The organism is Kitasatospora sp. NPDC001225 (assembly GCF_053597855.1).
The window spans coordinates 4,108-17,434 of the sequence record NZ_JBSFJC010000078.1; the positions used below are offsets into that span (position 1 = coordinate 4,108).

9 protein-coding genes and 1 pseudogene are annotated in these 13,327 nt (G+C 71.7%); all 10 read left to right on the top strand.

Translation table 11 applies throughout. The features are described from left to right. A pseudogene (locus ACWDCZ_RS24730) lies at positions 1 to 883 on the top strand (PKD domain-containing protein); the annotation flags it as partial. A 237-nt stretch (positions 884 to 1,120) separates the two neighbouring features. Continuing rightward, on the top strand, positions 1,121 to 3,346 hold the full coding sequence (locus ACWDCZ_RS24735) for a right-handed parallel beta-helix repeat-containing protein (protein ID WP_449816991.1): 2,226 nt from the start codon (positions 1,121 to 1,123) through the stop codon (positions 3,344 to 3,346). A gap of 86 nt (positions 3,347 to 3,432) precedes the next feature. After that, the gene (locus tag ACWDCZ_RS24740; protein WP_449816992.1) at positions 3,433 to 4,443 is read left to right on the top strand and encodes a methionine synthase; all 1,011 of its coding nucleotides are present in this window, start codon (positions 3,433 to 3,435) and stop codon (positions 4,441 to 4,443) included. 19 nt (positions 4,444 to 4,462) lie between these two features. Further along, the gene (gene ligA / locus ACWDCZ_RS24745; protein ID WP_449816993.1) at positions 4,463 to 6,751 is read left to right on the top strand and encodes an NAD-dependent DNA ligase LigA; all 2,289 of its coding nucleotides are present in this window, start codon (positions 4,463 to 4,465) and stop codon (positions 6,749 to 6,751) included. A 322-nt stretch (positions 6,752 to 7,073) separates the two neighbouring features. Then, positions 7,074 to 8,873, top strand: coding sequence for a putative bifunctional diguanylate cyclase/phosphodiesterase (locus tag ACWDCZ_RS24750; RefSeq protein ID WP_079271897.1), 1,800 nt, complete (start codon positions 7,074 to 7,076; stop codon positions 8,871 to 8,873). A gap of 318 nt (positions 8,874 to 9,191) precedes the next feature. Beyond that, the gene (gatC, locus tag ACWDCZ_RS24755) at positions 9,192 to 9,488 is read left to right on the top strand and encodes an Asp-tRNA(Asn)/Glu-tRNA(Gln) amidotransferase subunit GatC (RefSeq protein WP_049657766.1); all 297 of its coding nucleotides are present in this window, start codon (positions 9,192 to 9,194) and stop codon (positions 9,486 to 9,488) included. Positions 9,489 to 9,493: 5 nt separating this feature from the next. Beyond that, complete coding sequence (gene gatA / locus ACWDCZ_RS24760) at positions 9,494 to 10,987, top strand: Asp-tRNA(Asn)/Glu-tRNA(Gln) amidotransferase subunit GatA (RefSeq protein WP_449816994.1); 1,494 nt, start codon at positions 9,494 to 9,496, stop codon at positions 10,985 to 10,987. Further along, positions 10,984 to 11,241: a hypothetical protein gene (locus tag ACWDCZ_RS24765; protein ID WP_049657770.1), complete on the top strand. Its 258-nt coding sequence runs from the start codon at positions 10,984 to 10,986 to the stop codon at positions 11,239 to 11,241. The genes gatA and ACWDCZ_RS24765 overlap by 4 nt, the downstream gene beginning before the upstream one ends. An 83-nt stretch (positions 11,242 to 11,324) precedes the next feature. Then, a complete protein-coding gene (gene gatB / locus ACWDCZ_RS24770; RefSeq protein ID WP_049657772.1) occupies positions 11,325 to 12,830 on the top strand; it encodes an Asp-tRNA(Asn)/Glu-tRNA(Gln) amidotransferase subunit GatB in 1,506 nt (501 codons plus the stop codon). Positions 12,831 to 13,079: 249 nt separating this feature from the next. Continuing rightward, positions 13,080 to 13,238, top strand: coding sequence for a hypothetical protein (locus tag ACWDCZ_RS24775; protein ID WP_158077676.1), 159 nt, complete (start codon positions 13,080 to 13,082; stop codon positions 13,236 to 13,238). Positions 13,239 to 13,327: the final 89 nt, after the last annotated feature.

Below are 13,327 nucleotides of genomic sequence, written 5' to 3' on the forward strand. Positions count from 1 at the left end.
GTGGGACACCTCCGCCCTGAACTGGACGGCCGGGCGCACCGTCGCCAACCTGGTGACGGTGCCGGTGAAGGACGGCACGGTGTCGTTCTACAACTCCTCCGGCGGCACCGTGCACCTGATCGCCGACCTCGCCGGCTACTACAGCCCCAAGGGCTCGCTGTTCCACCCGCAGGGCCCGACCCGGCTGCTGGACACCCGGGCGCCGATCGGCGTGCCCTCGGCGGCGGCCGTGCCCGCCTGGGGCACCGTCGACCTCCCGGTCGCGGGCCTCGCGGGCGTCCCGGCCGAAGGCGTCACCGCCGTGACGATGAACGTCACGGTCACCGAGCCGCAGGCCGACGGCCACCTCACCGTCCACCCGCACGGCGACCAGCGCCCGAACGCCTCCAACCTCAACTGGACGGCCGGCCGGACCACCCCGAACCTGGTGACCGTCCCGGTGAAGGACGGCAGGGTGTCGTTCTACAACGCCTCCGGCGGCACCGTGCACCTGATCGCCGACCTCGCCGGCTACCACACCGTCGAGGGCAGGATCAGCTACCACCCCGATGGCCCCGAGCGGCTCCTGGACACCCGCGTCCAGCCGGGCGGCAGCGCACCCGTCCCCGCCTGGGGCACCCTCACCCTCGACCTCGTGAACTACCCCTACCTCGCCGGAATGACCCTGAACGTCACGGCCGTCGAGCCCGGTGCCGAGGGCCACCTCACCGTCTACCCCCAGGGCGACACGGTGCCCAACGCCTCCAACCTCAACTTCCTGCCCGGGGAGACCGTCGCCAACCAGGTGGTCGTCCCGGTCAGCAAGGGCAAGGTCTCCTTCCACAACGCCAGCGGCGCCCCACTGCACCTCGTGGTCGACAGGTTCGGCTACCAGGCGTACTGACCCCGCTCCGTACGAACGGCCCCCTGAACCAGGCCCCGTGCCCGGTCCCGGGGGCCGTCGCCGTCCGGTCCGGAGGTTCGCGGAAACCTCCTTGGCGCGGGCTTCGGCGCTGTGGAATGATCCGCACGCTCTCCATGCGATCTTTTCCCGACGCCGGGAGGCCGAAATGCGTCACAAGTGCTTCGAAAAGCCCAGGGGGTTCCCATTTCCAGATTCCGTACGGCTCTCGCCGCCGGTGTGACGCTGCTCGGGGCGGTCGGTCTGCCGGCCGTCGCCGCGGCCGCGGCGGGCGGCACGCTCTACGTCAACAACGCCGCGGGCGCGCACTGCACCGACAGCGGCGCGGGTACCCAGGCGGCGCCGTTCTGCTCGGTGGGCGCGGCGGCGGCCGTCGTTCAGGCGGGACAGACGGTGGAGATCGCCGACGGAAGCTACAACGAGGACTTGACCGTCACTCGGTCGGGCACGGCCGAGGCGCCGATCACCTTCCGGGCGAGGAACACCCATGGAGAACCGGGCGGAGCCTGGTTCGGCACCCTGGGAAAGCCGACCAAGGGCCTCACCGTCAAGGGCGCCCAGCACGTTCGCTTCGAGAGCCTCAAGATCGCTCCGGCCATCCGGACGGCCGGCGTGTTGGTAGATGGCGCCCGTGACGTTTCCTTCGACAACACCTACGTCACCGGTGGCGGTGGCGTTCACATCACCAACGGCTCCGACCAGGTGCTCTACGGACGTGGCGACTTCAGCTACAGCCAGGGCCCGGTGATCGTCGTGGACGGCGGCTCCACCGGCACGGTGGTGACCACCAACATGGTCCAGTCCGGCTCCGCAGCCGACATGACCGGGATCCTGGTCAAGGACGCGCCGAACACCGTCGTGGTGAGCAACTCCGTCTACTCGCCCTGCTTTACGGGGATCGTGCTGGACGGTGCCTCGGCCGGTGCGGTGGTCGAGAACAACGTGGTGAACACCGCGAAGAACCAGAACGCGGCCTGCGCCACCCCGGCCGCCGCCACCGGGATCACCGTCGGGGCCAACGCCACCGCGGGCACCAAGGTCGACTACAACCTGATCGACCCGCGCAGCGGCGGTGCGGCCTACAGCTGGGCCGGCAGCCCGTACACCTCGCAGGAGGCGTTCACGGCGGCCACCGGACAGGGGGCGCACGACTTCGTCGATCTGACCAACGTGCCGAAGGGCCCGAACGCCCCGGTCGACCACCGGATCGACTCGGCGGACGAGAACGCCCCAGGCATGCTGCCGACCGACCGCGGGGGCTGGGCCCCGGTCGACGACCTGAGGGTCGTCAACACCGGTACGGGCAGCGGCATCCGTGACCGGGGCGCGGACGAGTACCTCAACATCGGCAGCGCGTTCACCCCGGCCGGTCCGACCCGGCTGCTGGACACCCGGGCGCCGATCGGCGTGCCCGCCGCGAAGGCGGTTCCGGCCTGGGGAACCGTGGACCTCCAGGTCGCCGGCGTCGCAGGTGTACCGGCATCCGGAGTGGACGCGGTCACGATGAACGTCACGGTGACCGACCCCATGCAGGACGGGCACCTGACCGTGTACCCGCACGGTGACGAGGCGCCGAACGCGTCGAACCTGAACTGGACGGCGGGGCGGACGATTCCGAACCTGGTGACGGTGGCGGTGAAGGACGGCAAGGTGTCGTTCTACAACGCCTCCGGCGGCACCGTGCACCTGATCGCCGACCTGGACGGCTACTACAGTCCGAAGGGTTCGTTGTTCCACCCGCAGGGTCCGACGCGGCTGCTGGACACTCGGGCGCCGATCGGCGTGCCGACCGCGAAGGCGGTTCCGGCCTGGGGAACCGTGGACCTCCAGGTCGCCGGCGTCGGGGGCGTCCCGACGGAGGGCGTGACGGCCGTGACGATGAACGTCACGGTGACCGACCCCATGCAGGACGGGCACCTGACCGTGTACCCGCACGGTGACGAGGCGCCGAACGCGTCCAATCTGAACTGGACGGCGGGGCGGACGATTCCGAACCTGGTGACGGTGCCGGTGAAGGACGGCAAGGTCTCGTTCTACAACGCCTCCGGCGGCACCGTGCATGTGATAGCCGACCTCGCCGGCTACTACGCCACCGAGGGCAAGGTCACCTATCGGGCCGACGGCCCGTGGCGGCGAATGGATACCCGTGACCCCGCCTTCGGCACGACCGCTGTCCCGGCCTGGGGCACCCTGACCCTCAATCTCGGGGACCTCGCGGCGGTGACCCTGAACGTGACGGTCACCGAGCCGGGCGACGAGGGGCACCTCACCGTGTATCCGCACGGTGACGAGGCACCGAACGCGTCGAACCTGAACTTCCTGCGTGGCGAGACCATCGCTAACCAGGTCGTGGTACCCGTGAAGGACGGCAAGGTCTCGTTCTACAACGCCAGCGGCGCCCCGTTGCACCTCGTGGTGGACCAGCTCGGCTACCAGCTGTACTGACCCGCTACCGCACCAGCACCCCGACGGCCCCGGTGCCGAGCCCCGTGCTCGGCGCCGGGGCCGTCCGGCTGAGTAGGCTCGGGCGGGTGAGCACCCCACATCCCTTCCCCGACCTGCGTGGCGCCGCCACCGGTGTCGGTTCACTGCCCGGTACCGACGCCCGGGAGGCCGCCAAGATCTCCACCGGGGCACTGGAGCACCTGCCGTTCCTGCCCGAGCTGCCCGCGCGCGGGCCGGGCGCGGACATGATCGGCCGCGGCGCCGGCCTGCTGGTCGAGCTGTTCGCGCAGACCGAGCCGAGCGGCTGGCGGTTCACCGACCGTCCGGGCCGGGACACCCGGCGCGCCCATTCCTGGCTCGGCGAGGACCTGGACGCGCTGGAGGAGTTCACCCAGGGCTACCAGGGGGCGGTCAAGGTCCAGGCCGTCGGCCCGTGGACGCTGGCGGCGAGCATCGAGCTCAAGCACGGGGAGAAGGCGCTCTCCGACCCCGGTGCCTGCCGGGACATCGCCGGCTCGCTGACCGAGGGCCTGCGCCGCCACCTCGCGGACGTCCGCAGGCGGGTGCCCGGCGCGGAGGTGGTCCTCCAGCTCGACGAGCCCTCGCTGCCGGCCGTGCTGTCGGGGTCGGTGAAGACCGCGAGCGGTTTCCAGCGGCTGCGCTCGGTCGACCGGCAGGTCGCCGAGGAGGTGCTGCGCGAGGTGGTCGGGGGCCTGGACGCGCCGGTCGTCGTGCACTCCTGCGCGCCGGACGTCCCGGTCCCGCTGCTGCGCCGGGCCGGGGTCGCCGGGATCTCGCTGGACTTCTCCCTCCTCACCGAGCGCCAGGACGACGATCTCGGCGAGGCGGTGGAGGGCGGCACGATGATCCTCGCTGGTGTCGTCCCCGCCACTGACCAGGCAGTGTCCGACCCGGCCGGTAGTGTCCAGGGTGTCAGGACCTTGTGGCGCAGGCTCGGGTTCGCCCCGGAGCTGCTGGGCCGTCGCGTGCTGGTGACGCCGACCTGCGGGCTGGCCGGGGCCTCCCCGGCGTACGCGCGCAGGGCGCTGTCGTCCGCGGCGCGGGCGGCACAGAGCCTGGTGGACAACCCGGAATGAGAACGTAGGAGGGCTTGCGGTGACGGCTGTCGAGGGCTGGGAGGACGTCCCGGCGGAGGTGCGCAGGCGGCACGCCGAGCTGGCGGCGGAGATCACCGACCACCGGGCCCGGTACTACGAGCAGGACGCGCCGGTCGTCAGCGACGCCGAGTTCGACGTGCTGATGCGGGAGCTGGAGGGGATCGAGGCCGAGCACCCGGCCCTGGTCACCCCGGACTCGCCGACGCAGCGGGTCGGCGGCGCCCCCACCGTGCTGTTCGCCGAGGTCGAGCACCGTGAGCGGCTGCTCAGCCTGGACAACGCGATGGACGACGAGGAGCTGGCGGCCTGGGCGGAGCGGGTCGCCACCGAGCTGCACGGCATCGACTACCACTACCTGTGCGAGCTGAAGGTGGACGGCCTGGCCGTCAACCTCACCTACGAGAACGGGCAGTTGACGCAGGCGGCGACGCGCGGCGACGGCCGGGTCGGCGAGGACATCACCGCGAACGTCCGCACCATCAAGGAGATCCCGCACCGGCTCAAGGGCGAGAACGTCCCGGAGCTGGTGGAGATCCGCGGCGAGGTCTACTTCCCGACGGAGGAGTTCGACGCGCTCAACGCCTCCTTCGCGGAGGAGAACGAGCGGCGCCGGCAGGAGAACGAGGAGCGCGCCAGGGAGGGCAAGCGGCCCCGGGCGATGATCCGGCTGTTCATGAACCCCCGCAACGCCGCCGCCGGTTCGCTGCGCCAGAAGGACCCGCACGTCACCGCCTCCCGCCCGCTGCACATGGTGGTGCACGGCATCGGCGCCCGGGTCGGCTTCGACATCGACAACCAGTCGCACGCCTACCGGCTGCTGCACGACTGGGGCCTGCCCACGGCCCGGCACAACAGGGTGGTGGGGACGCTCGCCGAGGTGCGGGCGTTCATCAAGCACTTCGGCGAGCAGCGGCACTCGGTCGAGCACGAGATCGACGGCGTCGTGGTGAAGGTGGACGAGATCGCCCTGCAGGGCCGGCTCGGCGCCACCTCCAAGTCGCCGCGCTGGGCGATCGCCTGGAAGTACCCGCCGGAGGAGGTCACCGGCCGGCTGGCGGAGATCAAGGTCGGCATCGGCCGCACCGGCCGGGCCACCCCGTACGCGGTGCTGGCCGAGCCGGTGAAGGTGGCCGGCTCGATGGTGCAGTACGCGACGCTGCACAACCAGGAGATCGTCAAGGCCAAGGACGTGCTGCTCGGGGACACCGTGGTGCTGCGCAAGGCGGGCGACGTCATCCCGGAGATCCTCGGCCCGGTGTACGACCTGCGGGACGGCACCGAGCAGGCCTTCGTGATGCCCTCGCACTGCCCGGAGTGCGGCGGTGAGCTGCGGCCGATGGCCGAGGGGGACATCGATCTGCGCTGCCCGAACGCGGAGCGCTGCCCGGCCCAGATCCGGGAGCGGATCGCCTTCCTCGGGGGGCGGCAGTGCCTGGACGTGGAGGGGCTGGGCTACGTCGCGGCCACCGCGCTGACCCAGCCGCTGGAGCCGGCCGAGGCGCCGGTGCGCAACGAGGCCGACATCTTCCGGCTGACGCGGGAGAAGCTGCTGCCGATCAAGGTGCTGGTCCGGGACCCGAAGACGGGCATGCCGAAGCTGGACGACAAGACGGGCAAGGAGAAGGAGGTCTTCTTCTTCGCCACCACCAAGGGCGAGCCGAAGAAGTCGCTGCAGGCCCTGGTCGACAACCTGGAGGCGGCGAAGCAGCGGCCGCTGTGGCGGTTCGTCAACGGCCTGTCGATCCGGCACGTCGGTCCGGTCGCCGCGCAGGCGCTGGCCCGGGAGTTCCGCGACCTGACGAAGATCTTCGAGGCGAGCGAGGAGCAGCTGGCGGCCGTCGAGGGGGTCGGTCCGACGATCGCCCGCTCGATCCAGGAGTGGTACGCGGAGGAGTGGCACAAGGAGGTCCTCCGGAACTGGGAGGCGGACGGCGTCCGCTTCACCGAGGAGTTCGCGGACGAGGAGGAGTCGGAGCGCCCGCTGGAGGGGCTGACCGTGGTGGTGACGGGCACGCTGGCCGGCCACACCCGGGACGGTGCCAAGGAGGCGCTGACCTCGCGCGGAGCGAAGGTGACCGGTTCGGTTTCGAAAAAGACCGATTTTGTGGTCGCCGGTGACAACCCAGGGTCTAAGTACGACAAGGCTGTTCAGCTCGGCCTGCCGGTCCTGGACGACGCCGGGTTCACCGTCCTGCTCGCCGACGGGCCGTCCGCCGCCCGCGCCCACCTGGGGCTTCCGGAGCCCGAGGAGGCCGGAGAGGCGGCGGGGGAGACTGTCGAGGACTGATCCGGAGCCGCCCCGATCGGCTGATGACCGGATCGGTGTTGTTATCGTCCTGATGCAACGTCACCGGGTGCCGCACCGTGAAAGCGGGCATTGTGTCACTGTGCGGCACCCGGGCGCGGTGGCGCGTTTCCGGTTGTCCGAAAGTCTGCCCACCGGGTGGACCCCGGCATACCCTGGAGCGCAACAGAGTGTCAGCAGGGGTGGGGGCGCCGGCTGGACCGGAGTTCCACGGGGTCGCTCCATGCCCGGCAGCTGTCGGTACCGGCACGGTGCCTCACCGTAAGGCGGCCTGACGGGGCGGGCCCGACGGAGGACAGGGCTTATGGATCGTACGACCGGCGGTGCGCCCACACGCCCGCCGCAGGGGGTGGCGGGTGCGGTCCTGCTGCTCGGCGTGCTGCTGGCCGGAGCCGCGCCGCTCATCCCGCTGGCCGTCCTGGTCTACCGGTACGAACCCGAGTTGCTGCCGCTGTTCGCCGTGCCCCTGGCGGTGCTGGTGGCGGCCTGGCGGATCGCCCGGGACCGCGCCCGCGACCAACTGACCGACCCGCTGACGGATCTGCCGAACCGTCAGGCCCTGCTGCTGGCCGCCCAGGAGGCGATTGCGGAGTGTGAGCAGGGGTACAGCGTCGGTCTCATCCTGCTCGACCTCGATCGCTTCCGATCGCTCAACGACACACTCGGTCATACGGCCGGCGACCGGCTGCTGGTTCACATCGCCCGCCGGCTGCACCGGGCCCTGCGCTCCGGCGGCCCGGCCGGCAGCGCCACCCGGGAGTCCATCGACGACGTCTTCGCCGGCCTGCCCCGGCACTACCGCCGCGGCCGCCCGATGGTGGCCCGGATGGGCGGCGACGAGTTCGCCGTCCTGCTGCCCGGCATCAACTGCCCGGACAGCCTGGAGCGGGTCGCCAAGGCGCTGATCGCCGAACTGGCCGCCCCGATCCGGCTGGACGGGCTGCTGCTCGTCCTGGAGGCCAGCGGCGGCGTCTGCGTCTACCCGCAGCACGCCCAGGACGCCGAGTCGCTGCTGCGCCGGGCCGACGTCGCGATGGGCCACGCCCAGCGCGGCTGCTGCGGCGTCGCCCAGTACGACGAGACCCAGGACGCCGACACGCCGTACCGGATCGGGCTGTTGGGGGACCTGCGCCGGGCGCTGGAGACCGGCGAGGTGCAGCTGCACTACCAGCCGAAGGTGGCCTTCGACGGCCGGGTGGTCGGCCTGGAGGCGCTGCTGCGCTGGGAGCGGCCCGGCCAGGGGAAGGTCTCGCCGGACGAGTTCGTCGGGCTCGCCGAGTCCAGCGGCCTGATGCCGCGGCTCACCGACTACGTGCTGGAGGCGGCCGTCGGCCAGCTCGCCTACTGGCGCGAGCAGGGCCTCCAGGTGCAGGTCGCGGTCAACGTCTCGCCGCGCGACGTGCTCAACCCCGGCTTCGCCCAGCGGGTGGCCGGCCACCTCGTCCGCCACCAGGTGCCGGCCCACGCGCTCCAGCTGGAGATCACCGAGCGGCTGCTGCTGGACGACTCCCGGCGGGCCGCCGACACCCTGGCCGAACTGCGCGGCTACGGCGTCGGGATGTCCCTGGACGACTTCGGCACCGGGCACTCCTCGCTGGTGCGGCTGCGCAGCCTGCCGGTCGGCGAGCTGAAGATCGACCGCTCCTTCGTCTCCCGGATGGTCGCCGACGACCACGACGCGGCGGTGGTCCGCTGCTCGGTGGAGCTCGCCCACTCGCTGGGCCTGACCGTGGTCGCCGAGGGCGTCGAGGACGACGAGACCTGGGAGCGGCTGCACTGCATGGGCGTGGACGCCGTCCAGGGCTGGCTGGTGTCGGCCGCGCTGCCGGCCGAGCAGGCCACCGCCTGGCTGCGGGTGCACCGCACCGGCGCCCCGCCGGTGGAGCGGCTCGGCCTGCCGCCCCAGCTGCACGCCGGCTTCCAGCCGGCCCAGGGCGCCAAGCCGATCGGCCCGGCGGCCAGGCCGCCGGCGCTGCCGCCGACGACGCTCCCGCCGGTCCGGCCGCCGGTCATCCCGCCCACGCTGCCGCCGGTGGCCCAGGTGGTGCAGGCCGCGCACCGGGAGATCAAGCCGCAGGGCTGGGCCCGCACCCGGCCGCAGTAGCCCGCCGGACGCAGTAGCCCGCCGGACGCAGTAGCCCGTCGGACGCCGCCGCCCGTCGGACGCAGCAGCCCGTCGGACGCCGCCGCCGGGCCGCGACGGGAGCCGGCGACGGCCGCGACAGGTGTCGGCGACCCGCGTGACGGGCGCCGGCGACGGCCGCCGCGGATCACTCGTTGGCCGGGGTAGGGGACGGGCCCCATAGGATGGGGTCCAAAGACCACGAGGACGGAGCGCCGAACCCGGCTGCTCCTGCCCGGGCCCGGCTCCGCCCGCAAGGCACCGCCGGGTCTCACCAGAACTCACCCTGAGGATCGCTGCATGCCTGGCATCACGCGCGAGGAGGTCGCCCACCTCGCCCGGCTGTCGCGTCTTGAGCTGAAGCCCGAAGAGCTGGACCACTTCGCCGAGCAGCTCGACGTGATCATCGGCGCGGTCGCCCGCGTTTCCGAGGTCGCCGGACAGGACGTCCCGCCGACCTCCCACCCGCTGCCGCTGACCAACGTCATGCGCGCGGACGAGGTGCGGCCGTCGCTCACCCCGGAGCAGGCGCTGTCCGGCGCCCCCGCCTCCGAGGAGCAGCGTTTCCGTGTGCCGCAGATCCTCGGGGAGGACTGACCGATATGACCGAGCTGATCCGCTACACCGCCGCCGAGACCGCGAGCGCCATCGCCAAGGGCGAGGTGTCCGCCGTCGAGGTCGCGCAGGCCCACCTGGACCGCATCGGAGCCGTCGACAAGAAGGTCAACGCCTTCCTGCACGTCGACACCGAGGGCGCGCTGGCCGCGGCCAAGGCCGTGGACGACAAGCGCGCCAAGGGCGAGGAGCTGGGCCCGCTGGCCGGCGTCCCGCTCGCGCTCAAGGACGTCTTCACCACCAAGGGCATCCCGACCACCTGTGGTTCGAAGATGCTCGAGGGCTGGATCCCGCCGTACGACGCCACGCTGACCAGCCGTCTCAAGGACGCTGACGTGGTCATCCTCGGCAAGACCAACATGGACGAGTTCGCGATGGGCTCCTCCACCGAGAACTCCGCGTACGGCGCGACCGGCAACCCGTGGGACCTCTCCCGCATCCCCGGCGGCTCCGGCGGCGGTTCGGCCACCGCGCTGGCCGCCTTCGAGGCCCCGCTGGCGATCGGCACCGACACCGGCGGCTCGATCCGCCAGCCCGGCGCCGTCACCGGCACCGTCGGCGTCAAGCCGACCTACGGCTCGGTGTCCCGCTACGGCCTGGTCGCCTTCTCCAGCAGCCTGGACCAGGGCGGCCCGTGCGCCCGCACCGTGCTGGACGCGGCCCTGCTGCACGAGGCCATCGCCGGCCACGACCCGCTGGACTCCACCTCGATCGACGCGCCCGTCCCGGCCGTCGTCGAGGCCGCGAGGATGCGCGACATCCGCGGCATGCGGATCGGCGTCGTCAAGGAGTTCGCCGGCGAGGGCTACCAGGCCGGCGTCATGCAGCGCTTCGACGAGTCGGTGGAGCTGCTGCGCGAGCTGGGCGCCGAGGTCGTCGAGGTCTCCTGCCCGTCGTTCACCCTGGCGCTGCCGGCGTACTACCTGATCGCGCCCAGCGAGTGCTCCTCCAACCTGGCCCGCTTCGACGCGATGCGCTACGGCCTGCGGGTCGGCGACGACGGCAGCCGCTCGGCCGAGGAGGTCACCGCCCTGACCCGCGAGGCCGGCTTCGGCCCCGAGGTCAAGCGCCGCATCATCCTGGGCACCTACGCGCTGTCCTCGGGCTACTACGACGCCTACTACGGCTCGGCCCAGAAGGTCCGCACGCTCATCTCGCGCGACTTCGACGCGGCCTTCGCGGGCGTGGACGTCCTGGTCTCGCCGACCACGCCGACCACCGCCTTCCCGATCGGCGAGCGCGCCGACGACCCGATGGCGATGTACCTGGCCGACCTGTGCACGATTCCGTCGAACCTGGCGGGCAACGCGGCCATGTCGCTGCCGGTCGGCCTGGCCCCGGAGGACAATCTCCCGGTCGGCCTCCAGATCATCGCACCCGCGATGGCGGACGACCGCCTGTACCGCGTGGGCGGCGCCGTCGAGGCCGCACTCAACGACAAGTGGGGGCACACCCTGCTGGAGGAGGCACCGGCACTGTGAGCAAGATCGAGAAGGCCAAGGGCTCCGGCTCGCTGAAGGGCTTCAAGCACTCCAAGCCCGGCCTGTGGCTGTCCATCGGCACCAGCGCGTTCGGCGCGATCTCCGTCGTCAAGGACGTCCGCAAGGCCCGCGAGGAGAGCGACACCCTCAAGCTGGTCAACGCCCTGGTCGGCGCGGCCGCGCTGGTCACCGGCACCGCCCTGCTGGTGCGCGAGCTGCGTCAGCTGGGCTCCGACGACGTGCTGCTGGGCTGAGCTGAGTCAAGCGCCCAGGCCCGGCCCCGCGCGACGCGGCGGCCGGGCCCGTACCTCCCAAGCTTCAAGTGAGAAGGGACGCTGTGAGCGTCATGAACCTGGTCTCCTACGAGGACGCTCTCGCGTCGTACGACCCGGTGATGGGCCTTGAGGTCCACGTCGAGCTGGGTACCAAGACCAAGATGTTCTGCGGTTGCTCGACCGAGCTGGGTGCCGAGCCGAACAGCCAGACCTGCCCGACCTGCCTGGGCCTGCCGGGCTCGCTGCCGGTGGTCAACGCGGTCGGCGTGGAGTCGGCGGTCAAGATCGGCCTGGCGCTGAACTGCGAGATCGCCGAGTGGTGCCGGTTCGCGCGGAAGAACTACTTCTACCCGGACATGCCCAAGAACTTCCAGACCTCGCAGTACGACGAGCCGATCGCCTTCAACGGCTACCTCGACGTGCAGCTGGAGGACGGCTCGACCTTCCGGGTGGAGATCGAGCGCGCCCACATGGAGGAGGACACCGGCAAGTCCAGCCACGTCGGCGGGGCCACCGGCCGCATCCACGGCGCCACCCACTCGCTGCTCGACTACAACCGGGCCGGCATCCCGCTGATCGAGATCGTCACCAAGCCGATCGAGGGCGCCGGCGAGCGCGCCCCCGAGGTCGCCAAGGCGTACGTCGCCGAGCTGCGCGAGGTGATCCGCTCGCTCGACGTCTCCGAGGCCCGGATGGACAAGGGCCAGATGCGCTGCGACGTCAACCTGTCGCTGCGCCCGAACGGCACCGAGACCTTCGGCACCCGCTCGGAGACCAAGAACGTCAACTCGCTGCGCAGCGTGGAGCGGGCCGCCCGGTTCGAGATCCGGCGCCACGCCACCGTGCTGACCGACGGCGGCACCATCGTCCAGGAGACCCGCCACTTCCACGAGGAGGACGGCTCCACCACCTCGGGCCGGATCAAGGACAACGCCGAGGACTACCGCTACTTCCCCGAGCCGGACCTGGTGCCGGTGGCCCCCGCCCGCGCGTGGGTCGAGGAGCTGCGCGCCGCCCTGCCCGAGCTGCCGCGGGTGCGCCGCGCCCGGCTCCAGGCCGAGTGGGACCTGTCCGACAAGGACATGCAGTCGGTGCTCAACGCCGGTGCGGTGGGCCCGATCCAGGAGACCATCGCGGCCGGTGCCCCGGCCGACCAGGCCCGCAAGTGGTGGATGGGCGAGCTGGCGCGCCGCGCCAACGAGACCGGCACCGAGCTGAGCGAGCAGCCGATCACCCCGGCGCAGGTCGCCCGGGTCGCCGCGCTGGTCGCCGAGGGCAAGCTGAACGACAAGCTGGCCCGCCAGGTCATCGAGGCCGTGCTGGCCGGCGAGGGCGAGCCGGACGCGATCGTCGAGAAGCGCGGCCTGGCCGTGGTCTCGGACGACTCCGCGCTGGGTGCCGCCGTCGACCAGGCCATCGCCGAGAACGAGGGGATCGCCGCCAAGATCCGCGACGGCAAGGTCCAGGCCGTGGGCGCGCTGGTCGGCGCGGTCATGAAGGCCACCCGCGGCCAGGCCGACGCCGCCCGCGTGAAGGACCTGATCCTGGAGCGTCTGGGCGCAGCCTAGGTCGTCAGCCCTTCCTTCCTAAGGCGCCTAAGGCATCTAAGGCCCTCTAAGTAAGGCCTAAGGCCCCGCCTCACCTATGTATCTGGGTGAGGCGGGGTCTTAAACCTTTTCTGGCGCCCGATCTGCGCCCGATCTAAGGCATCCGGGCCCCGGAAGATGCGGCAGGCTCCCGATGCGGCACCCCCCACTGGCGGAGGAAGCTCTTACCTGTCAGCAGGACGCAGTGGAAAACCCGAGGGGGAACCGGAAATGATCGAGTACCAGACCTTCCAGCAACAGGCCCACGAGCTCGTGGCCCGCGCCGAGCACGAGCGCCTGGTGCGCGAGGCCAAGGAGGCCCGCCGCCTGCGGCAGCGCCCGGTGGCCGCCCGCTTCCAGCGGCGCCCCGTGCGTCGGCCCGAATGCTGACGGTGCGGCACCACGACGGTGCCGAAGGAACTCCGGAGGGGGAGACGCTGCGAGTGAGCGTCTCCCCCTCCGGGCGTTCGGGCCCTTCG